Here is a 22168-nt window from a genome sequence, read left to right as displayed (position 1 = left end):
AGAAAGGAAAAAACTATGTGTACTCGATTTGTCTACCGAGGTGATGATATAATCACCGGCTTCAATTTTGAGATTGACCTTGCCGTGTGGAATCACAAAATCATAACAGAAAAAGACCGCTTTTATATCGGCATCCTGCGGCCCGATGGGATGCGTCATTCCTATCATGGCGTGAACCGCAACGGAAATGTCGGAACCTTGTTGTATGTTCACGGAAACCCGGAGGGGGCCTATCAGGATTTCAAAGGTTGCATGACAATCGCAGACCTGACAGAACAGTTTGTGCAGGCAAAAATCAGTTTTGACGATGCACTGCAGATCGTGCAGGAACAGAAGATCGTCTATGCCCCGGATGCCACCATGCAGGCCATGTTGTCCGACCAGCAGGGGCGTACCCTGATCGTTGAACCGGGTATTGGCTGGCGGGAAGGCGATGGACGCTACTCGCTGATTACCAATTACTCTATCCTTGCACCCGAAAGCACAATGCCCTTTCTTGTGCCGGGAGATGATCGATACGAAAGGACTGCTCAACTTCTAAACACTTACGGAAAGCAGTTTACTGTCAGCGATGCGTTTTCTGTACTTCAAGCCGTCCGGCAGGAAGGAATCTGGGCCACTAGAGTTTCTTTTGTTTATTCGGCCAAGGAACACGCTGTTTACTATGTGGAGAACAACCATTTTTCACTGATTAAGAGATATGAGTTCTCATAACTTCGAGAGGAGGGAAAGTCATGAATCCAGAGAACATTTATCCTCGCACCAACGACCACGAAACCGTTTATCTGAAAAATGTCATCAAAAATTCCAACATCCTTGTCGGGGACTTTACCATGTATAACGACTTCGTCTATGATCCGCGGCAGTTTGAGAAGAACAATGTACTGTATCACTATCCGATCAACCATGACAAACTTATCATCGGAAAATTTTGTTCCATCGCCTGCGGAGCAAAGTTTTTGTTTACTAGTGCCAATCATACGCAAATGTCGCTATCTACCTTTCCATTTCCTATCTTTTTTGAGGAATGGGGATTGGATGTCCAAAACATAACGAGTGCATGGGACAATAAAGGCGATATTATTATCGGCAACGATGTTTGGATTGGATATGAGGCAGTGATTTTGTCTGGTGTTACCATTGGGGATGGAGCAATTATTGGTACCCGCGCTGTCGTTACAAAAGATGTTCCCCCTTATACGATTGTCGGTGGCGTTCCCGCTAAGACAATCCGAAAACGCTTTTCAGATAATGATATAGATACATTATTAAAAATGAAATGGTGGGACTGGCCGGTTGAACAAATCCAGAGTCATATTACTGAAATTCAATCAGGGAGAATTGCGGATTTAAGAAAACTGTTCTCTTGACTTTGAGAGTTTTATTTTGATTTGGCTACATTCAGTGTATGCGCCTTGACTTTTGCTATTATTGATAGTACTATTGTTAATAGTAAAAGTTGGAGGTGTCGTTATGTCGTCGATTGATTTAGTCATACTTGGTATTGTACTGGAGAAACCGCAAAGCGCCTATGACATTCAGAAGGATGTGGAGTACCACCATTTTTCCCGCTGGACAAAAATAAGCGTACCTTCTATTTATCGTAAGGTCCTTCAGTTGAGCGAGAAGGGGTATCTCCAAAGCGATATTGTCAAAGGTGATAAGTTTGCGGACAAGGCCATCTATTCTATTACCGATCGGGGCAGAGCGTATTTCAAGGAGCTGATGGCCTCTTGCGCCGCTGGCCCGGTGCCCCTATTATTCGATTTCAATGTAGTCATTACCAATTTGAACAAGATGGACAAAGCCGAAGCAGTGGAGCTGGTTTCGGCATTGCGCCAGAGCATACAGTCCTCGGCTGAATTGAACGAGGGCTATGCGCGGGAATTTGCAGACATTCCCTTGGATGGGAGAACGATTTTTGAACAGCAGCAGCTTCTCTATCGTGCTCTTTTGGAATGGCTGGATCACTTTGAAGGGCAGTTCTTGGAAGAATGAGTACAAGCTCCCAAAGCAGTTTGACCATCCTGTTTGAAGCTCCATTTTGGATCGGTCTATACGAAAGAACGGATAACGGTAAGTACGAGGTATGCAAAATTACTTTCGGCTCAGAGCCCAAAGATTACGAGGTCTATGAGTTTCTGTTGAAGAATTGGCACAAGCTGAAATTCAGTCCTCCAATCCAGGCCGAGATAGCCATAGAGCGAAAAATCAATCCCAAACGTATGCAGCGCGAAATTCAAAGCCAACTGCAGGATAAAGGCATTGGAACAAAGGCGCAGCAGGCGTTGAAACTCCAGCATGAGCAATGTAAGCTGGAACGGAAAGCCAAGAGCCGTGAGCAGAAAGAGACGGAGAAAGACCGCCAGTTTGCCATACGGCAGGAAAAGAAGAAAGCCAAGCACAGAGGAAGATAACATGAAGATAGAATGGATTTTATGCCCCTTTTGCGGCAGCAAAACGCGATTGAAAATCCGCGATGATACAGTTCTGGAAAACTTTCCGCTGTATTGCCCAAAATGCAAACATGAAACCTTGATCGCGGTAAGACAACTGAATCTATCCATCATCCAAGAGCCAGACGCTAAGACGCAGAGCCGATAACACTGAGGAAAAACCTCATAGGTTATCGGCTCTGTTTTTATATCCTCTATGATCTGCCCGGCGGCAGAAAAGAAAAAAACCGCCGCGGGGCAGACGGCTTTCTATGCGCAAAAGAGCACTTGATTCACGGCGGTTCGATTCGAGCCGCCGTTTTTCTTTGTCCAGACAGCTCACACGGCGGCATAAAAGGGGGATGCCGCCATGCTGCGCCGGATGCTGTCACCGCCTGATCTGACAAAGGTTAGCCGCTCAAAAAAAGCTCGTTCCAGTCGGCGGAGATGTTCGGCCATGAGTATGAACTATACCATGTAAATAATCTGCATATCACTTGCTATTGTGCCCGGTGGGTCTGTGACCTGCCGGGCGCTTTTTGTCGTTTCCTGCGGTCGGGCTGGCTGGCCATTGCTTTTCTCAAATTTTCTTCAAAAAGGAGGCGTTTAGCGGGCAGAACACGCTCTCGCAGGATTGGTAGTAGCGGAAAGGGAGAGAACCACCTGATCCCCCCATGGAAAGGGGGTGAAACTGATGGAATCTAACCCCCGCGACTATGGCGAGCAATGCCGGTTCGATGCTTTTTGCAAGAAGGTATTGCGAAACGAGGCCAGAGCCTACCTGCGGAACATGAAACGCCAAAGAGAGCGTGAAGCCTTCTTTAGCGACTTGTCCCAGGCGGAACTGGACAAGCTCTGTGTCATGGATCGTTACCCCAGCGACAGCATTGTGTTCTCGTCGCACGGCTACGATCTACATATCGACAACGAGCTTGTAGCCGAGGCTTTTGCCGCTTTGCCGCAGATGGAGCAGAGCATTTTGATTTTGCACTGCACCCTGGACCTGGCAGACGGTGAGATCGGCAATCTCGTTGGGATGTCCCGGAGCGCCGTTCAGCGGCACCGGACGAGGGCGCTGCAGGAGCTGCGTGAAACATTGTCGGCGCTGATGCCGAAAGGAGGCTGAGGAAGATGACAGAGCCCATCCACAAGGGAAAGGACCTGCCGTCCGTTTGGGTGATCCACGCGGCCTCCGGCGGTGACAGCGAGGCCATGGAGCAAGTGCTGCGGTACTACGACGACTATATGAGCCGCCTGTGTACCCGTACTCTCTATGACAAGGACGGAACCCCTCATGTGTGCGTGGATACCCACATGAAGCGCTGTCTGGAAATCCGACTGATCCGGGCCGTGATGCGCGCCTGATCCTTTCAGCCCTGGCAGAAGGCAAGCGGCTTACCCTTTCCTCCTTTGCCGATGCCGGGGACTGACCCCACCTTGACAAAGAAAGCCTTCGGGCAGCATAAGGCAGACGGATACGATCTGTCTGTGTGGAGCCGGTCGGCCGGTGCGCCATGACCCTGTTGCAAGTCCGCAGGACGGGACCCCTACCAAACAGGTGAGCGACAAAACCAGGCCGCGAAACAGGCGTGGCAGTCTGTGGGCGAGGATACACAGACAGGATAATGAGACTCCCGCGTTGAACGCCCTCAAAGCATTGCGCGGCGCACCCATCAGCATGGGCCGGGGTGAGATTCCCGTGGAGCTGCGGCCAGCAGCCATCCGTTTTTTTGCCTCTTTTATTTTCAGATAAATCTTCTGCTTTTCTGTTTACGGATAATTCGTAAACTTTCCATTAGCAGCAGACAAACCCGAAGCGGCGCGGTACAATGAGGGTGGAAGTTATGAATGAACACCCTTTTGCGTGCCGTTTCTGACTGGAAAGGAGGCTGCTGTGTCAGAAATTCAGAACGGTACGGAGAGAAGGCCTTTGGAGTGCCGGACCTATACGGTCAACGAGATTGCCCGTATATTAGGCGTCAGCCAGGCACGGGCATATAGACTTGTGCAGGAGGGCCTTTTCAAAAGCGTACGAATTGGCAACGCCATACGAATTTCCAAGCGGTCGTTCGACCACTGGCTGGAGTCACTTGACCTGTGACACAAGAAAGGAAGGTTCGTTATGGCATCCATTATCAAAAGAAAGAAAAACTATTCCATCGTCTACACTTATGTGGACGAGAACGGTGAGACCAAGCAGAAGTGGGAAACCCGCACTTCCTATCAGGAGGCATTGAAGCGTAAGGCGGAGATTGAGAGCCAGAAAAGCTCCAACTCTTTCCTGCCGCCCACCAATCAGAATATTGCGGAGTTCCTGTCCGACTTCGTCTCCCTCTATGGCGAAAAGCGGTGGGGCGTGTCCATGTATGACAGCCAAAACTCGCTGATTGCCAACTACATCAACCCCATCATCGGGGATATGAAGGTGCAGGACATCACCACGCGGGTGGTGGATAAGTACATCCAGACTTTGCAGAAAACCCCTGCGGTGAACACCAGGACGCACCACGCCAAAACGGAGTTTGTCACCAACGCCACTATTGAGAAGATTATTAAGCTCCTCCGCTGTGCCTTCAAGCAGGCGGTTCGGTGGGAACTGGTTGCCAAGAATCCCTTTGACAATGTGGTGCTGCCCAAAGTGGAATACAAGAAGCGGGACATCTGGACCGCCGATATGATCCGCGCCGCCCTGGATCAGTGTACGGACAGCAAGCTCTATGTGGCTATGAACCTCTCTTTTGCCTGCTCGTTGCGTATGGGCGAGATTCTGGGACTGACCTGGAGCAATGTCCACATCTCCGATGAAGAAATCGCTGATGACAATGCCTATGTCTACATCGACAAGGAGCTGGCGCGGGCCTCCAAGCGGGCCATTGAGATGCTGGGACAAAAGGACATCTACCATGTGTTCACGCCTCTGTTTCCCAATACCAGCACCAGGATCATCCTGAAGAAGCCCAAGACCGATTCCAGCATCCGTAAGGTGTGGCTGCCCAAGACCCTAGCTTACATCCTGCGGGAATGGAAATCCGCGCAAGACGAGTTGCGGTCGCTGCTCCGTGACGAGTATCAGGACTTCGATCTGGTGGTGGCACTTCCCAATGGACGGCCCTGCGAGGATCGGATCATCCTCAAAGAGTTTGCAAAGCTACGGGAGAAAGCAGGGTTGCCCAAAGTGGTCTTTCACTCCCTCCGCCATTCCAGCACCACCTATAAGCTGAAGCTGAACCACGGCGACCTGAAGGCCACTCAGGGCGATACCGGACACGCCCAGATCGACATGATCACCAGCGTGTATGCCCACATTCTGGACGAGGATCGCAAGATCAATGCCCAGAAGTTTGAGAGCGCCTTCTATGCCAATCCCGACCTGCGTTCGGTTCGTCCCCCGGAGGAACCAAAGGAACCGGCACCCGCCACATTGGATTTGGAGTCCCTGGTGGAACAGCTTCGCAAGTCGCCGGAACTGGCCAACACACTGGCTGCATTGCTGGTGTCGGCCCCATCCGAAAAATAGGGCGGGAAAATCGTATTAGCAAATCGGCGTTTTTTATTAGCAAGGCCGGAAAAATAGTTCGAAGCCAATTAGCAGGCATACAGCGGAAAATGTATAAAATCGTTCCGGCGGAGCGGCAAGAATACTCCGAAGAAACGATAACAAAAAACCGCTGTAAACCACCGAAAAACGGCTTACAGCGGTCATTTTTGGCACCCCCGGCTGGGTTCGAACCAGTGGCCTGTCGCTTAGGAGTAGACCCGATACGACATCGGGAAGTGGCATCTAATGCTTAAAAATGCTTGGAAATACAAGGTTTTTCAGCATTTCAAATCCCATCTGATACTACGCTGTGATAGCTAATTCAGAGGGATTTTACACCGTCCGATTGGCTCGAAATTAGCAAGTCTTTCGATTTTTGGTGGACGTTGCAAGTGCAAGTAAATGTCACTATGTAACTTCTCGTGATGCGAAATGATAGGAAATCCTATTCATTCTCGTGTGAGGGTGCGGGTGTCCTTAGACACAGATTTCAGTCTGTTTTATATATCATTTCAAAATGAATTTTTCAACCAGAATTATTAAGAATTTCAAAGGTTTTTCAGACTCAATGATTCTATGTAATTTAGACCCGCCGAAGCAGGTCTTTTTTTATTTCAGCATAATCTCTCTATCCTCAGCGCCGAGCATATAAGCACCCTTGGCAAAAGCATCCCTTGCAAGAAGCTCTGCTACATCAACCCTATCGAACAGCATCCATATTTCTTTCTCTTTCGGAGTCAGTTCATGGCTATGGTCAAACAAATGCTCAAGTCCCAATCCTTCAAGCAATGCCGACTTTGCTGCTTTGTATTCCTCAGCTCTGCCAACATATTCGTCGTTCCTTTCCTTGGAAAATGCCTCGATATTGTCAGCTCTCAGATGCTCGTAATACTCGTCCATAAAGATTCTATCCATACTCGTTGACCTCCATAACAAAAAAATAAGGGCAGACCCTTTTACAGCTATTGTAGCTATGTAAAAGGATCTGCCCTTGCAGTTACTATAATGTTTTTGCCAGCGACTTCAGGAGTGCTGCCATTTCCGGATTTTGCAGAAGCTTCAGAAGAAGTTCTTTATCATCAGCGGAGCTTTCCGTTGCGGCTGGTTGAACCGGCTCAGGCGTTGCCTGTCTGCCTGAGTAGAACGCAGCTTCCATTCTTTCAGCGTTCAGTCTGCGGTCATCGTCGATGATATGGGAGTAAACATCCGCTACCATCTTGACCTGTGCATGACCGGAATCGCCTTGAACGGATTTCATATCGCCGCCGTTCAGCTTCAGCTTGTAAGTGATACTGGAATGTCGGAGACTATGGAAAACCACTTTCGGCAGTCCCTTCTCCTCAATCAGCTTATTGAAAGCACGGTTGATAACCTGCCCCTCAATCGGCTTGCCATTGGAAGAACAGAAAACCAGATTGAAGTCTACGAACTCGTCACCGAAAAGGTCTTTCAGTTCTTCGATGTCAGCCTTTCGCTGTACCAACATTTCCGCTACGGTTTTCGGTAAGAACACCTTGCGGACACTTGTTTTGGTCTTAGGAGTTTTGAGAACCAATGCGGTATGCGTACTGGCGAAGGTCGGTGGGAACTTGAACATGATGTCCTTACCGTCCAGATCTGCCATCGCTTCACGATTTACTCTCTGCAACTCCTTTTCAACGAAGATGCTTGCCTGACCAAGTTCAATACTGGTGGGGGAAATGTCAATACAGTCCCAGGTAAGCCCCAGAAGCTCGCCCATTCGCAGGGAACAGGAGAAGGCAAGGTTAATAGCCAGACGAAGAATATCATCGTCACAGGCTTCCAGAGCCTTCTGGAGCACTTCTGCTGTCCAGATATCCCTGGTCTTGTGTTCTTCTTTCGGCAGCGTAGCGTGCTCCACAGGGTTTCTGGTCATCAATTCCCACTTGACCGCTTGATTGAAAGCATTTCGCAATGTCTTGTGAACCTCTCGGACAGTATGCGGAGTCAGATATTCTGTACGGGCTTTTACATACTTAGAAGAAACCGCTTTGACAGAAAGCAAATCTCGGTAATACTTGTCCATGATTCTCGGCGTGACATCCTCCAGCTTCATATCACCGATGAGGGGACGAATATAGTTTGCAATCAGGCTCTTTCTGCTTTCATAGGTAGACATCGCCCAGGTGTTCACACCATAGATTGACATATACTCATCCAAAAGATCATTGACGGTTTTAGCAGAAGGGGGAATAAAGGTTCCGGACTCCTGCTCATATTCAACCTGCAACTTCCTTTTCTTTGCTTCGGCATTCGTTTCAAAGGTTTCCCACTTCTGACGCTTGTTGCCGTTCTCATCGGTGTATGTATAAACCACAGAATACTTCTTTTTTCTCTTAACGATAGATGCCATGTAATCAGCTCCTTTCCTGTCTATCTTCCGCTAACTGGTAGCGGGTCTGATTGTGATACCATTTTTCAAAGCTCTCTTTGGTAGCTCGCTTATACCTGCCAACCTTGATAAGCTCAAAATCTTCATTGGCAACGATATAGTAAATGGTCTGACGATGTACCCCAAGCATTCTTGCCATTTCCGGCAGACCGTAGGTGGATGCCATAATATCTGCATCCAGTTCCTGATCCTCTACCGTGCGGTAATCGGTTTGAGAAGCATACCATCTTTCAAAGCTCTCCTTTGTCACTCTGCGCTTGCCCAGGACATCGACCACATCAAAATGCCCTTTGGCAACCAGTTCGTAAGCAGTCGCTTCTTTCAGCCCAAGGCGCTGTCCAAGCTCCTCCATTGAATATGTAGTTTTCTTCAATTCCTCGCCGGGAGGGGTTCCATCGACCTTCTGGTATTTGAACTGATTGGCATACCATTCTTCAAAGCTGTCGATCATCACCCTCATGGTGTTGCCGACAAGAATGGTTTTGAAGTAATTCTTCTTAATGAGCCAGTATGACTCCGTTTTACCAAGACCGAGCATCCTGCCCATTTCCAGAACAGACATACTCGTGCGTTTTCTCATTTCCGCCATCGTACAACCTCCTATGTAAAAAATGTAGCCATGTGTTTCTTGTCATGGCTACATTTTATCGAACTCTCAATATGTTTTGAAGTTTGTCGCCGGGTTGTACGACGCCCTTGACAAATCTTACATTTGATGATCCAACCACTCATCAAAACTCTTTTTGGAGATTCTGATACTGCCACCGATGCGGACGCTATGGAAAACTTTCTTTTTCACAAGGTTGTATGCGCTGGTTCTGCTGATGCCCAGAATATCCTGAATCTCATCAACCGTATAGGTTCTCTTATCAAACTGAACTGCGTTAGCAGCCATCGCTTCTTCGGTGCGCTGATTCATGGCAGCGATTCTTTCTTCAAACATTTATGTTCACTCCTTCGCTCTCTTTGCTTTATGTTTTGGGGAACGCTTTTTCAGCTGTTCCATTGCCAGGCTGACAGATAAGGCTTTCTCAATCGCTACCATTTCACGGGGCGTTACCTTACCTAAGTAATTATCAATCCTGCTTTTATCAATGGTACGAATCTGTTCCAGCTGAACAACGGACGCTTCTTTGAATGCAGGATTGTCGTAAATAACAAAGTGCGTCGGCATATTCGCTTTCTTATGGATTCTGGTGGTGACCGTTGCCACAATCAATGTGGGAGCGTGTTTATTACCGGTATCGTTCTGAATGACGATAACCGGACGGATGCCGCCTTGTTCCGACCCAACTACCGGGTCCAGCTTGGCGCAATAAATATCACCACGGCAATATACCCAATTTTCTTTCATCATGTGCCATGACCTCCTTTCGTTGGCTATGTAATAACTGACTGCCAGAAAGGAATCAGGCAGTCAGTCCAAAAGTCTATGTGTCCCATATTTGCCACGCACCCCTGGGAAAGAGGGCTTACGCCCTCAGGGAATCACCGAACGACTGATTGCGAATCAGTTCCATAGGAATCTAACCTCTGCCGGGTTCTCCGCCAGCTCCGTAGAGAAGTATCTTTAATCCTGTTGCTTTCATGGCCGTATTGGGAGCAACCCAATATTTACAAGCCAGTATTGATCGCTGGCATCGGGAGAGAGACAAGCGCTTAATTTATAGAAGAAAGTCGTTCTGTTTCTCTATCCGATACGTCTCGGCGTACCGCTGATGTGGCTGATGCTCTCGCACCGGCAACAGGAACGTATTCGATGACTGTGTATTCAGTTTTCAAGGATCAAGCAGCCGATTTTCTTTGGCTGTATCTAAATTGTACCTGTTCCTCATGCAAGTTTTTATTGCCTCGTAGGTATAGTTTTGAGGTTATTCACGACCTAAAAATATGTAATCAAGGGTTGTCTCAAAGCGCACAACCAGTTCGATTGCCAAATCAATAGAGATACCTCTGTTGCCGGTTTCAATTCGTGCAATGGTGTTTGCGGCAACACCTAACTGCTCCGCAAGCTGTTCCTGTGTAAGCCCATGTTCCTTTCTCAAGGCTTTAATTCTTTTTCCGCTTTCAACCAAGTCGTAATACATTTTCGTTCCTCCGTGTTTTTGAATTTGTGAAGTTGCAAAATCAAAAACAGCGGGAGGAGATCGTGCCCGATTCTCAATACCCTTTGCCATCTGCCTGTCCTCCTTGCAGGCATAAAAAAAGAGCCGGAGTAAATTACTCCAAGCTCTCGTTCATGCCTTTGTGTTAATTATGGGGGAAAATAGGCAGGTATAAAAAAAGCCCCGTACCCATTACAGGCACGAGGCGTAACTCTCTCTATTCAATTTTATGCCGCTATCTCCCAGCATAGCCATTTTAACACTGGACAAGTCGGACTTTCAGTAGGGGAACCGTCGTATTTTCATCGGATTTTAGTCGGACTAAAATCCTGTCTTAGCATTCACAATAACACAATGCTTCTTCCTCCCGGGCACTTTCCAGGAAATCTTTCAATTTAGGAATGGCTGTTCCCCAAAGTGACAGACCAAATAACAGTATCGCTTCTTTCTTTCGGTCATAGTAGGTGCTGCGTTCCATATTCAAAACCTCCAGCATTTCTGATTCCCTGTACTTGAAGCGGTTGAGATATGCCTTTGAGATAATCTCACAGTACAGAGCGCCTTTATCTGGATATTCTCTGATTTTCAACATAGCCATATCTACCAGTTCAATGATCCACTTTGTCTCAAATAAGCTGCGAATGCGTTCTTCAAATCGTTCTCTCGCTTCATCCGGAGCAAAGTTCTCCAGATAAATCAATGCACCATCTAAGCTGTCACCGTAAGTACAAATAAGGGTATCACATACATCATTCGCACGATCAATGGTAGACCAGCACACCTCTCGATATATGGATAAAATCAGCTTTGCTCTTTCATACAGAACCTTCTCGTCAATGTTCTGCATCCGGCAAAGCATTCGAATACTGCTTAATACCTGTGTATTATATCTGCTCATTCAGAATCTCCTTTCAGCCTAATCCATAAAATAAGAATTCCTTTCTAACTCCTGTCACTTGGCTAAAGGGAAACAAATACCATGGGACAAGAATGACTATAACTTCCGATATTTGATTAAAATAACAGAAGTGAAATCGGAAGTTCTTGACTTTATAAAAGTTCCGATATATAATTAAGTGGAATTAAAACTTCTGTTATGATTCTTATTATAGCATTTTCCAGAAGTTTGTCAACAAATAATCGGAAGTTACGAATAAATATTTTTTGAAAGGAAGGATACTACCATGACATTTGGAGAAAAAATTAAAGAAGCTCGTTTGGCTATGAACCTATCTCAAACGGAGCTTGCCCAGATGACCGGCATTTCCGAAAGATCCCTTTACACCTATGAGCAGCTCGGAACACTCCCCAGAAAAAGCAACATCAGAAAACTTGCTGAAGCACTGCATATCTCTGTGTCCTATCTTTTGGACGAATCTGAAACGGATAGCCAGAGCCATATAGATCAGGATATGTTTATTTTAGAGGCAAAGGAAAACTTCGGTTCAAAAGGAGCAAAAGAAGCTCAGGAAGTGTTGGGTCGTGTAAATTCTCTGTTTGCCGGTGGAGAATTGGACGAGGACGCAAAAGATGTATTCTTCCAGGCGATTATGTCAGTTTATATGGACTCTAAGAAAACAGCACGGGAAAAGTACACTCCGAAGAAATACAGAAAGCATAAAGATAAAGAGTAAAATCCTCAAGCACAGAATATGTTTTCTGTGTGCGATTCGGAGGTGAAGCAAATGAAAACGGCAGAGCATATCATTGAAACTGTCGATAAGCTTGTGCGAAAATATCACACCAGAGACCCTTACGAGCTATGTCAGCTGTTAGGTATCAAAATCCACTATTACGATTTACAGAAGAAATTGAAGGGCTTCTTCTATTACCAGTCCAGACAAAAGAATATCGTGATAGATCACAATGTGAACGGTATCCTGGAGCGTATATTAGTCGCACATGAATTAGGACACGCTGTCCTGCATACAAAAATCGCTATGATGCACGGCTTTCAAGAAATGGAAGTTTTTGATGATAGATCAATCGAAGAAAATGAAGCAAACTTCTTTGCGGCGGAGCTTCTGTTAGAAGATGGGAAAGTCCTGGAATGCCTTTCGGAACACACATTTTTTGAAACGGCTAAAATGCTCTATGTACCGGCAGCATTATTAGACTACAAATTCAGCCTGCTCCACGAAAAAGGAGAGCTGGTAAATTCGATGTATATTCGTAAAGCAGATTTCCTGAAAGAAGATCTTCATGCCTACGATAACGACATTGGTTATGGCGATATATGAATATCTATTTTTATATCTTTACAGAAAAAGTCCACCAGTACGATGCGTAGTGCATCATGACTGGTGGACTTTTTGCTTCTTAAAGAATCAGTATATTGTGCTGCAAAAAAGAACCCCATAGCAGTTCACTCTGTACCGTCAATGGGCTTCTTTTTCATTATATCAATCAAGCTCCGCTTTTTTTATCATCTCTTGCTGGTCAATCAAGACATCAATCAACTTTCCTACGGTTATCAATGTTGTTACATTACACTTTTTCAGTTTTGCAGCAATCTCATTATCAATGATGCTGTCGCATTTTGCATATGGGGTATCCAGTAAAAAATAGTCAAAGTTCTTTTCCAAGACGAATGCCAGTTTTAGAAGCATTGCCAAAGAAACTTTCGTCTGTCCAACTTCAACATGGCTCATATGATTGTTCGAGCAACCAACCAACGCACCCAAATCAGCCTGACTATAACCCTTTTCCAGTCGGGCAGCTCTAATGCGCTGACCAATCTTAACGTAATCAATTTCCGGTTGCGTTTCAATCACCTCCATGCTGTGTATGATTCTGCTATACATTATAAAATGTACCAAAAATCTCAACAACCAACATCGGGTGCAAGTTGCATTTATAAATGCAATATGATAAAATTTTATAGGCAGATTGCATTAAATGATAGAATGAAAAGAACCCCAAGACGACAATATGAGCTATCTTGAGGTTCTTTAAAATAAAAAATTCGTAGAGTAATGTACTCTACGAAAGAGTATACCCAGGAGGAGATTTATTGATTCAATTTGTAGGGCGAGATGCTTATAAGCAGTTTTGGAATTTTAGTAAAGATGAGAAAGAGAACTTGGCCACTCAATTGGCGATTGAGTTACCCGCACCCAGAGGAAAAGTTGGTGCATCACAAGAAGAAATTGCTTCGGCTGTTGGTATTTCACGACAAACTTATAGTGCCTACGAAAATCGGACACGCCCAATTCCATGGAGTTTATATCTAGCACTATTGTTTTATTTTGATTACATTCCAAGTACACATTATATGATTCGCCAGCTTGAATTATTCCCAAATGAATTAGACGAATGTTGGTTAGCTGGTAGAGTTTTTATTGAGGAAGAAAAATGAGCGAATATTCACAGCAAATAAAAAGGGATATTACATGAACAAAAATATAAAATATTCTCAAAACTTTTTAACGAGTGAAAAAGTACTCAACCAAATAATAAAACAATTGAATTTAAAAGAAACCGATACCGTTTACGAAATTGGAACAGGTAAAGGGCATTTAACGACGAAACTGGCTAAAATAAGTAAACAGGTAACGTCTATTGAATTAGACAGTCATCTATTCAACTTATCGTCAGAAAAATTAAAACTGAATACTCGTGTCACTTTAATTCACCAAGATATTCTACAGTTTCAATTCCCTAACAAACAGAGGTATAAAATTGTTGGGAGTATTCCTTACCATTTAAGCACACAAATTATTAAAAAAGTGGTTTTTGAAAGCCATGCGTCTGACATCTATCTGATTGTTGAAGAAGGATTCTACAAGCGTACCTTGGATATTCACCGAACACTAGGGTTGCTCTTGCACACTCAAGTCTCGATTCAGCAATTGCTTAAGCTGCCAGCGGAATGCTTTCATCCTAAACCAAAAGTAAACAGTGTCTTAATAAAACTTACCCGCCATACCACAGATGTTCCAGATAAATATTGGAAGCTATATACGTACTTTGTTTCAAAATGGGTCAATCGAGAATATCGTCAACTGTTTACTAAAAATCAGTTTCATCAAGCAATGAAACACGCCAAAGTAAACAATTTAAGTACCGTTACTTATGAGCAAGTATTGTCTATTTTTAATAGTTATCTATTATTTAACGGGAGGAAATAATTAAACTATGTTTTGAACCATGAATTAAATAAAAATGACTCTCAATTATTGGAAGTCAATTTATTAAACCAATTAAAGCTTGCAAAACGTGTAAATCTTTTTGATTATTCTTTAGAAGAATTACAAGCCGTTCATGAGTATTGGCGGTCAATGAATCGTTACTCAAAACAAGTTTTGAATAAAGAGAAAGTGGCTTAATATGGCAAATATAGTCAATTTTACTGACAAACAGTTTGAGAATCGCTTAAATGATAATTTAGAAGAATTGGTTCAAGTAAAAAAGCGGTTGAATCGCCAACCGCTTTTTTACTTGGTGGGCAATCAGGGTCAGGGAAAACCAGTTTGCGAAGAAGATGATTGAGCAGGCAGGAACAAAGTGATAAATTCAAATTGTGAGGGAAAATACAGATGAATCAAGGAAGAATTATTGTGATTACAGGCTCACCGGGGACAGGAAAAACAACAACTGCGTCAATTGTCGCAAAGGAATCAGATATGGATAAATCAGTGCATATGCACACCGATGACTTTTTTCATTACTTAAGCAAAGGCGCAATACCACCACATTTGCCAGAATCCAACAAGCAAAATCTGGTTGTCATTGAAGCCTTTTTAGAAGCTGCAAAGCGATATGCTCGTGGCGGATATGATGTAATTGTAGATGGGATTGTCGGGCCATGGTTTTTGGAGCCATGGAAAGCTCTTGCCCAAGAAGATTACGAGGTACACTATATTGTATTAAGAGCGAGTAAAAAAGAAACTATGAAGCGAGCTGTGGAACGCTCAAAATTAGATAGAAAAACAAATATTGAATTAGTGGAAACAATGTGGGAGCAATTTTCCGGTTTGGGGATATATGAATCAAATGTCATAGACACAACTACATTCACAATTAAAGATACGGTTTCCGCAATAAAAGAAAGAGTTGCATGTGGGACGTCTTTACTATCTTAGACATTCCCATTTGTCAGGAAGATAGCAAAGCCAGCCGAGCCAGTCAACGGTCAAGATGAACGGCGCATTTCATGCGCCGCCGTTGACAGTCACGCCCGTCTTTGCTAAAAAGTAATCAAGGCGGGAAAGCCCTAAAATGGCTTCCCGCCCATTTCAATTTTTAGAAAAGAAACGCTCCAAAATCAGAAAGAGAGCGTCCAAGCACTTTGAGGGATTGGCCGCCTTGTCCACCCATTCAGCGGGACAGCGGGCGGAGGTCAAGGCCGGGTGTAAACCCGTTCATTTCAGCTTAGAAACCCTTCATAAAACGGGCTTATTTAGCGATATAAGGCTTTATAATAGAGAAGGAGTGAAACTTCTATTCAAGTTTAGAAACGCCTTCCATTAGTCCGAAAGAGACCTTAGAAAGAGAATTAAATCGTAAAGTATCAGGGAAAGAAATTCAACCGACTTTGGAGAGAATAGAGCAAAAAATGGTTCAAAATCAACACCAAGAAACCCCTGAATTTAAAGCAATTCAACAAAAATTGGAAAGCTTGCAGCTACCTACACCACCAATACCCAAAACACCTAAACTTCCAGGACTTTAAACCTTAAAAAAGGAAAAGAGTAGTTACCAAAAAACGGTAACTACTCTTTTTTTATAAAAACCTTTCCTCATGTTTGAAAAGCTGATCGAGAAATAAAGCACACAACGGTATTCTTTCTTTTTTCAGTTGGTACATTTTGCAGTCTGTAACGTGTCATTTACTGTTTGTTACCTTAACATATCCAGTCGAAAACACAAGGGTATATAAACGAGCAAGCTCGCCCTTGTGTTTTCTTTGTGTCTATGTTGCGTTCTCGTCACAGCAAACGACACGAACACACTGGCGAAAATGAACCAACAAAACGAAAAAAGAAAGGAGCGTATACTTCACAGACGGTGTTAAGGATACTTACCAGATGAAACCGTACATTGCACCGACCGCTGCTGAGTTGGAACAATTTCTTTCCTCTCTAAATTAAATCTTGCCGAAGCAGTGATGTGTCAGACTTTCCTGACACATCGCCGCTTTGCACTTCACAAAATCCGCTGCCAGGAGGTGATGAAATGAGTATGGTAAATGCTGACTCCGTTCAGCTATTCGCAATGCTGAAAAAAATGCAGGATTCCATTTCCTCCATCGAAACTACCAAAAAATCTGTAAAGATGAAATATGAACAGTTAGGTGCTGGATGGCAAGATAAAAAATACAACGAGTTGGGCGTGGTTGTAAGAGACTGCAACAAGGCTCTCAATGACATATTGGTAATTATGCTTCAAGCAGAAAAATATGTGGCTTTACTCGCCAAGAGCCTTAGTGAATACGAAAGTGTTCAACTAGGATCTACAAATGGAATATCTGCAAGCACACCTCAGACCAGTAGTTTTGCTGTTACACCATCAAGTGCAGATACAACCACCTTTGAGTCAAATACCTTTGGTTCTAATCTTGCATTTGTTCAAGACAGACTATCAGCTGAACGATATTTTTCCCGTGGAAATCACTATGAAGAATATCGAGATTATTGGGAGAACGGGAACTATACCTTTTCTCGAAATGAAAATCCAGAACTCGTATACGTTAGAGCAAGGGATATTGAAGGAGTTTATCTCAGTGACCGAGAACTTGGGAACCCGGAAGGATTTTGGACACGGAATGGTCGAGAGGGATGGTCGAGAGAAAACATTCTAAGGCGAGCTTCGCACATCCAAGATGTTCGTCAAAATACTGAGTCAGGAATGTCTTTGGATGAGCTTTCACAAAACCCAGTGTTAGATGATACCATTCGTAGCTATTACAATAATCCTGTCCAGGTTGCGCAGGTAGGTTCTTATTATGTATTTCAGAGTGATGGGCGACATCGAACACTTGCAGCTCAATCGCTTGATACATATATCCCGGTTTTAGTAACAGGTAGCTACACTCGAAATGATTAACAAATGAGGAGGTGAGTGTTTGAGCAACGTAAATGCTGATGCAACTCAATTACTGACAATACTGAAAAATATGCGGACCTCCATTTCTTCTATCGAAACTACAAGAAGTTCTGTGAAGATGAAATATCAGCAATTGGGAATTGGATGGAATGACAAGAAGTACGATGAGCTGGGAACTATCGTAAAAGATTGCAACAAAGCCCTGAATGATATTTTACAGATTATGCTTCAGGCCGAAAAATACGTTGCTTCACTTGCCAAAAGTGTACAAGAATATGATAATGTTAATTTGGACACTCCTTCTGCACGAAATTCTTTCCTCCAGGGTCTGCAAACACCTAATGTTGGTAATTCGTCTTATCAGTATTGCCTTGGCGTGCTAACCCAAGGTAGCACACCAGACGGATATATCGCTGTTATATCACAACGCCATGAAAATGCAGAGCAGAATGTCAGAGAAGTGTTTGACCATTTCGCTGGTAAACTGATGATACAAGATTCTGAATATCCACCGGATCAGACAGCACATTACTCACCGGGAAATTATATAGGGCATTCACGAGGAGTCTACTACAATGCAGCTTCTGATATGACAAATCCAAGAGGTGCAGGAACAACTTATTTCCACGAGCTTGCTCACATGATCGACCATGCTTCGTGCAACTATCGGAGCAATCTATCCAATACTCCAGAATTTGCTGAGGCACTGGTTGAGGACGGACAAAGAATCCTGAGCTTATATAACAATCTTCCAGTGGAAAAGCAAACTGCTTTTCTGACCCGTATTAGGCAGGATTCAGCTCACTCCTTCTCGGACTTAATTGATGCGACAACAAATGGTCAATTGCACGGAAATTATGGTCACTCAAGGAACTATTGGACGAGACCGGGCAATCTACAAGCAGAAGCCTTTGCCCACTTTTTTGAAGCGTCTATGGGAGACCAAGGCAAATTAGAGCTATTAGCAAATTTCTTTCCTACAGCGTTTGGTATTTTTTCTTCAATGATTGATTCTATTAGACCAGATAATCATGTTAGGGTCTTGAGCAGAGAAAGGTAGGTGCATACAATGGACAAAAACAAGAGCGTTGCAGATTTTATGAATAGCTTCCTTAATACACCTGAACCGAAAATTGATAATGAGTATTATGAAATCGAAGAACAGTATTTTCGGCAATTCGGTCATGGTGTCCCAAGGGAAATGTTGCCTGATAGCATTTCAACGGAACAAATTAAACAAGCCATGAAAAAATGCATTCTTTCCAAAAAGGATAATCTCTTTGAACTATTAGGCATCATTATCAACGATAATTATTTATATTAAGAAAAGGAACGACGACATGGATGAAGACAACATTATAACTTTGAATGATGAGAATGGGAACGAAGTTGAATTTGAATTTCTTGACTTAATACCGTATCGCCAGAACGAATATGTTGTCCTGCTTCCTATTGGAGATTCGGATGGGCAAGTTGTTATTTTGCAGCTGAAAGAAATTGACGATGAAACAGAAGAATATGTTGGTGTTGAAAACGAATTTGTGTTAGAGACTGTCTTTGCTCTGTTCAAAGAGCGAAACAAAGATTTCTTTACATTTGAGTAATTAAACAATGCAAGCTCAAACCAACAACACGATAAAAGGGGGGTGCATTATGGATATTTGGCATCGTGTAGGCAGAATTGTTCGCTTCTCAAACTTAGGAACTCTTCTGTTCTTTACTCTTAATATTCTGCTGATTGTTGCTGTGTTCGGTTCGTCAGGAAGCATTGTTGAACTGATTTGTATTTACTTTTTCACAGTAGCTATCAGCTTATCCCCATTAGGCGAAATGTGCCTGGCTGCCTTCGCAGGAGCAAGCGATATAAAAAGAGTAGATATAAAACTTCGAGTTGTCCCGCTGGTTCAATATGTTTTAGATAAAGCAAAAGAGAACACATCATACTGTCCTAAAAAAGTGAAAGTGAAGATTATCCATGATCCTGCTCCAAATGCATTTGCTCTAGGTAGGCAAACACTATGCATAACTGACGGATTGCTTTTACTCTCCGATGATATGATACTTGGAATTCTCGCCCATGAGATCGGACATCTCTCATACGGACATACTGTTATCCAATTATTGATTGGCGGGGGCAATATATTTATATCCGGGTGCCTCCTGTTAATCAAAATATCCTACTGGATTTTTTCTGCAATCATGGGGCTGTTCGCAATATGCTCTCGTAGTGGTGTAATGGGTATAATTACCGCAGTTTTCGCAGGAATATCAACAGCACTTTCTTGGTTATGGGTAAAGTTCTGTATGCTTTTTCTGATGTGGTCTATGAGACAAAATGAGTATCTGGCTGATGAATTTGCTTATAAAATTGGTTTTGGTCTTGAATTAGCGACGGTATTAGACCAACATATCTCAGATGTTCCGCATGATGGTTTTCTCAGTGCAATATACTCAACTCATCCATGCAACGATGATAGGGTTGCAGCATTGCAAAATTTAGGTGTACCCTATTCTCGATACTAAATTCATAATCTCACAAATTGGCAAGCAGTGTAAACCTGTACAGGTTCACTCATTTTCTCGATTTTCCCTTCGGTGCAATCTTCGCAAATTTGCTTGTTGGGGAAGCATCCCCAATCCCCTTTGAACATCATCTGCCGATGATGGCTACACGATTTTCAATCGTTTCTCAAAGAACAGTAGAATAAAAATTTGCCCATGGTTGAAAGCACCGAAATCGAAAAGCAAAAAAGCAGCCACGATCCGCACCCTTTGGGGAGTGCAGACCGTGGCTTTTTGCTTTAACGGAAGTTCTTCTTTTCCTCTTTCTCTTTCTCTTTTTCCTGCTCTTTCTGCCTGTCGATATTCAAAATCGTTTCAACCGTCCGTTTGGCAATCAGCAGTTCTTCTTTCTCTTTTCTGATCTGACGGTACTCAGCGTAGTCCTGCTTTTTCTGGACTGCCAGCTGATGAAACTCCTCATACAATGATTGCATGGACGGGAGCTTTGTAATCTGCAATTCATCAAAGGCTTGCTTCGCCGCTTTATGAATTGTGATTTCCTGACGGTGTTCTTCAAAGAATTTTTTGCTATATCCAGACTTGCGGTACTCGATATAAATTTGCCTTGTGTTGCGATAATTTTTGATGTGCTGCTGCAACGCCTGAACCTCAACCATACGTTTCTCTGCGACCTTGATAGAATCAGAAAGCGCATCGAACTGGGCAGACAGATTTTCAATATGAGCAGTCAGATCGTCGTAGTTGCCCAAGCCTTTTTCTTTCAGTAGGATTACCGTTCGGGCAGCTTCTTTTCGGTTGAACTTCTTCGCCCACTTTTCATAACCGACCGTCTTGCCCTCGGCCATCTTTGCCTGAATATCAATCAGCATCTGGAACTGCTTCGGGGCAGGAGCCTTGGCAGAGCCGCCTTTTGATTTGTGCAGGTTCTTGCCGGAGATAACCGCTTGAATTTCCTCTTTGCTATATCCTTCGCCCAGGGAACGCAGCCGAATGAAACGCTTCTGATTCTCGCCCTTGAACGCAGGCTGCTTTCCATCCTTGAACTCAAATCCCATGTCAGCCAGAGCCTGAACAAAGCCATCAAAGCTCTTTGGTTTCTGCTTCAGCACCGCATCAATCGCATCACATAATTCGTCACGCTGGGTACGCTTCTTGGGATAAACAGTTCTTTTCTGGCGCTCCCGATACGGCTTCGGTGTAATAATGGACAGCCCGTGTTCCAGGCAAACCATATCACTGAGTCTTTGCACCGCCAGACCGGAAAGAAAGAAGTTTTTGAATTTCCGTGTGGCATCCAGCGAGGTCGAATTATAAATGATATGATTGTGAATGTGGGATTTGTCGATGTGGGTCGCAACGATGAAAGCGTGTTTTCCCTTTGTCCATCGCATCGCTGTTTCATAGCCGACTTGGTTCGCTTCTTCCGGGGTGATTTCTCCCGGCTTAAAGGACTGGCGTATCTGGTATGCGATGATATTGTTCTTCTGCTGTCTGCCGGTAATATGCTGATACTGCCGTTTGGAAAGCAGAAATTCCTCATCTGCTGTCTTTGGATCACACTCATAGGAACTGATAAATTCGCCATCATTGGTTTTTGCGGCATTTTGTGAGTAGTCGGTTCTGTCTGCCAAACATTGAGCGACCGTCTTTCCCTTATTCACATGGAGTGCAATCAATCTTGTCGCTGCCATTCCCATCACTTCCTTCCCAAAAAGAAAAAGCCACCGGTCGGTGACTTTTCTCTGATATTATCTTATGACCTGATAAATGCTCCCAGACTTTCTCCAATATTCTCGACTTTCATAACAGCCCAGACGAGCAAGAACACCGCTGCTATTGTCGCAATTCCAAGAACCACAAGAATAAGCAGGGACTGCCACAAAGCCTTTACAATGCAGTAAATCGCAGATCCGCCAATGACCAAGAGCAATAAACCAATTACATAGGACACAACATTTGTAAGCAGATTTCCAAGAATGCAAATCACTTTTACAACGAACAGCACCGGCAGTGCCAATATCTTCAATACCAGCTTCATAGGCTCAACCCCTTTCTTTTAATTATATTGTACAAGGGTATCTGCCATAACGCAATGATGTCAACCCTT

Annotated in this window: 31 protein-coding genes; 21 read left to right on the top strand and 10 right to left on the bottom strand. The window is 44.0% G+C overall.

Annotated features, from left to right (window positions below; genetic code table 11):
• The 9 genes from OCV80_RS11535 to OCV80_RS11495 form a co-directional block, all read left to right on the top strand.
• Nucleotides 1–714: conjugal transfer protein (locus OCV80_RS11535; protein ID WP_449588474.1), on the top strand; the 714-nt coding region annotated here is incomplete at its 5' end.
• A 20-nt stretch (nt 715–734) separates the two neighbouring features.
• The gene (locus OCV80_RS11530; protein WP_267288411.1) at nt 735–1370 is read left to right on the top strand and encodes a CatB-related O-acetyltransferase; all 636 of its coding nucleotides are present in this window, start codon (nt 735–737) and stop codon (nt 1368–1370) included.
• Nucleotides 1371–1473: 103 nt separating this feature from the next.
• Nucleotides 1474–1998 (top strand): PadR family transcriptional regulator, encoded by a 525-nt coding sequence (locus OCV80_RS11525; protein WP_136891423.1) that lies wholly within the window; start codon nt 1474–1476, stop codon nt 1996–1998.
• The gene (locus OCV80_RS11520; protein WP_136891424.1) at nt 1995–2417 is read left to right on the top strand and encodes a YjdF family protein; all 423 of its coding nucleotides are present in this window, start codon (nt 1995–1997) and stop codon (nt 2415–2417) included. The genes OCV80_RS11525 and OCV80_RS11520 overlap by 4 nt, the downstream gene beginning before the upstream one ends.
• A 1-nt stretch (nt 2418) precedes the next feature.
• Nucleotides 2419–2604: a cysteine-rich KTR domain-containing protein gene (locus OCV80_RS11515; RefSeq protein WP_009260154.1), complete on the top strand. Its 186-nt coding sequence runs from the start codon at nt 2419–2421 to the stop codon at nt 2602–2604.
• A gap of 525 nt (nt 2605–3129) precedes the next feature.
• A complete protein-coding gene (locus OCV80_RS11510) occupies nt 3130–3561 on the top strand; it encodes an RNA polymerase sigma factor (RefSeq protein ID WP_181446408.1) in 432 nt (143 codons plus the stop codon).
• Nucleotides 3562–3566: 5 nt separating this feature from the next.
• A complete protein-coding gene (locus tag OCV80_RS11505) occupies nt 3567–3800 on the top strand; it encodes a helix-turn-helix domain-containing protein (protein WP_136891425.1) in 234 nt (77 codons plus the stop codon).
• A 499-nt stretch (nt 3801–4299) separates the two neighbouring features.
• Nucleotides 4300–4536, top strand: a complete 237-nt coding sequence (locus OCV80_RS11500) for a helix-turn-helix domain-containing protein (protein ID WP_449588473.1) — start codon at nt 4300–4302, stop codon at nt 4534–4536.
• A 21-nt stretch (nt 4537–4557) separates the two neighbouring features.
• The gene (locus tag OCV80_RS11495; protein WP_181446409.1) at nt 4558–5952 is read left to right on the top strand and encodes a site-specific integrase; all 1395 of its coding nucleotides are present in this window, start codon (nt 4558–4560) and stop codon (nt 5950–5952) included.
• A 630-nt stretch (nt 5953–6582) separates the two neighbouring features.
• Here OCV80_RS11495 and OCV80_RS11490 read toward each other — a convergent pair.
• From OCV80_RS11490 to OCV80_RS11460, 7 genes are all read right to left on the bottom strand, one after another.
• A complete protein-coding gene (locus OCV80_RS11490) occupies nt 6583–6888 on the bottom strand; it encodes a hypothetical protein (protein ID WP_002304425.1) in 306 nt (101 codons plus the stop codon).
• A gap of 85 nt (nt 6889–6973) precedes the next feature.
• Nucleotides 6974–8347: a site-specific integrase gene (locus OCV80_RS11485; protein WP_002304423.1), complete on the bottom strand. Its 1374-nt coding sequence runs from the start codon at nt 8345–8347 to the stop codon at nt 6974–6976.
• Nucleotides 8348–8351: 4 nt separating this feature from the next.
• A complete protein-coding gene (locus tag OCV80_RS11480) occupies nt 8352–8975 on the bottom strand; it encodes a helix-turn-helix domain-containing protein (protein WP_002304420.1) in 624 nt (207 codons plus the stop codon).
• Nucleotides 8976–9092: 117 nt separating this feature from the next.
• Nucleotides 9093–9329, bottom strand: coding sequence for a helix-turn-helix domain-containing protein (locus tag OCV80_RS11475; RefSeq protein WP_002304418.1), 237 nt, complete (start codon nt 9327–9329; stop codon nt 9093–9095).
• 6 nt (nt 9330–9335) lie between these two features.
• Complete coding sequence (locus OCV80_RS11470) at nt 9336–9740, bottom strand: type II toxin-antitoxin system PemK/MazF family toxin (protein WP_002304415.1); 405 nt, start codon at nt 9738–9740, stop codon at nt 9336–9338.
• A 517-nt stretch (nt 9741–10257) separates the two neighbouring features.
• Nucleotides 10258–10563, bottom strand: coding sequence for a helix-turn-helix transcriptional regulator (locus tag OCV80_RS11465; RefSeq protein WP_002304413.1), 306 nt, complete (start codon nt 10561–10563; stop codon nt 10258–10260).
• Between the two features lie 262 nt (nt 10564–10825).
• Entirely contained in the window at nt 10826–11389 is a 564-nt protein-coding gene (locus OCV80_RS11460; protein ID WP_002304412.1) for a hypothetical protein, read from the bottom strand.
• 286 nt (nt 11390–11675) lie between these two features.
• On the opposite strand from OCV80_RS11460, the gene OCV80_RS11455 reads away from it, so the two are divergent.
• Nucleotides 11676–12125, top strand: coding sequence for a helix-turn-helix domain-containing protein (locus tag OCV80_RS11455; RefSeq protein ID WP_002304411.1), 450 nt, complete (start codon nt 11676–11678; stop codon nt 12123–12125).
• 51 nt (nt 12126–12176) lie between these two features.
• Complete coding sequence (locus tag OCV80_RS11450; protein WP_002304410.1) at nt 12177–12731, top strand: ImmA/IrrE family metallo-endopeptidase; 555 nt, start codon at nt 12177–12179, stop codon at nt 12729–12731.
• A 162-nt stretch (nt 12732–12893) separates the two neighbouring features.
• On the opposite strand, the gene OCV80_RS11445 is transcribed toward OCV80_RS11450, so the two are convergent.
• Entirely contained in the window at nt 12894–13271 is a 378-nt protein-coding gene (locus tag OCV80_RS11445; RefSeq protein WP_002578940.1) for a helix-turn-helix domain-containing protein, read from the bottom strand.
• Nucleotides 13272–13504: 233 nt separating this feature from the next.
• On the opposite strand from OCV80_RS11445, the gene OCV80_RS11440 reads away from it, so the two are divergent.
• From OCV80_RS11440 to OCV80_RS11395, 10 genes are all read left to right on the top strand, one after another.
• Entirely contained in the window at nt 13505–13849 is a 345-nt protein-coding gene (locus OCV80_RS11440) for a helix-turn-helix domain-containing protein (RefSeq protein WP_267288410.1), read from the top strand.
• 4 nt (nt 13850–13853) lie between these two features.
• Nucleotides 13854–14621 carry a 23S rRNA (adenine(2058)-N(6))-methyltransferase Erm(B) gene (gene erm(B) / locus OCV80_RS11435; protein ID WP_255420040.1) on the top strand — a complete coding sequence of 256 codons (768 nt, stop codon included), beginning with the start codon at nt 13854–13856 and terminating at the stop codon, nt 14619–14621.
• 12 nt (nt 14622–14633) lie between these two features.
• Nucleotides 14634–14819 (top strand): epsilon antitoxin, encoded by a 186-nt coding sequence (locus OCV80_RS11430; protein WP_002293774.1) that lies wholly within the window; start codon nt 14634–14636, stop codon nt 14817–14819.
• 1 nt (nt 14820) lies between these two features.
• Nucleotides 14821–14982, top strand: coding sequence for a hypothetical protein (locus OCV80_RS16675; RefSeq protein ID WP_002304403.1), 162 nt, complete (start codon nt 14821–14823; stop codon nt 14980–14982).
• A 47-nt stretch (nt 14983–15029) separates the two neighbouring features.
• Entirely contained in the window at nt 15030–15575 is a 546-nt protein-coding gene (locus OCV80_RS11420) for an AAA family ATPase (protein ID WP_002304402.1), read from the top strand.
• 1093 nt (nt 15576–16668) lie between these two features.
• The gene (locus tag OCV80_RS11415; RefSeq protein ID WP_002578944.1) at nt 16669–17538 is read left to right on the top strand and encodes a hypothetical protein; all 870 of its coding nucleotides are present in this window, start codon (nt 16669–16671) and stop codon (nt 17536–17538) included.
• Between the two features lie 19 nt (nt 17539–17557).
• Nucleotides 17558–18598 (top strand): hypothetical protein, encoded by a 1041-nt coding sequence (locus tag OCV80_RS11410; protein WP_002304399.1) that lies wholly within the window; start codon nt 17558–17560, stop codon nt 18596–18598.
• Between the two features lie 9 nt (nt 18599–18607).
• On the top strand, nt 18608–18862 hold the full coding sequence (locus OCV80_RS11405) for a hypothetical protein (protein WP_002588965.1): 255 nt from the start codon (nt 18608–18610) through the stop codon (nt 18860–18862).
• Nucleotides 18863–18878: 16 nt separating this feature from the next.
• Complete coding sequence (locus OCV80_RS11400; protein ID WP_002304397.1) at nt 18879–19142, top strand: DUF1292 domain-containing protein; 264 nt, start codon at nt 18879–18881, stop codon at nt 19140–19142.
• A gap of 49 nt (nt 19143–19191) precedes the next feature.
• Nucleotides 19192–20061: a zinc metalloprotease HtpX gene (locus tag OCV80_RS11395; RefSeq protein ID WP_002588966.1), complete on the top strand. Its 870-nt coding sequence runs from the start codon at nt 19192–19194 to the stop codon at nt 20059–20061.
• A gap of 278 nt (nt 20062–20339) precedes the next feature.
• On the opposite strand, the gene OCV80_RS11390 is transcribed toward OCV80_RS11395, so the two are convergent.
• Together OCV80_RS11390 and OCV80_RS11385 are read right to left on the bottom strand one after the other, a co-directional pair.
• On the bottom strand, nt 20340–21752 hold the full coding sequence (locus tag OCV80_RS11390; RefSeq protein ID WP_267288409.1) for a relaxase/mobilization nuclease domain-containing protein: 1413 nt from the start codon (nt 21750–21752) through the stop codon (nt 20340–20342).
• A gap of 62 nt (nt 21753–21814) precedes the next feature.
• A complete protein-coding gene (locus OCV80_RS11385; RefSeq protein WP_002578946.1) occupies nt 21815–22099 on the bottom strand; it encodes a hypothetical protein in 285 nt (94 codons plus the stop codon).
• Nucleotides 22100–22168: the final 69 nt, after the last annotated feature.

This window comes from Oscillibacter acetigenes (assembly GCF_025567605.1).
GTDB classification, from domain to species: Bacteria; Bacillota; Clostridia; order Oscillospirales; family Oscillospiraceae; genus Oscillibacter; species Oscillibacter welbionis.
This window is presented reverse-complemented; position numbering and strand designations above follow the sequence as displayed.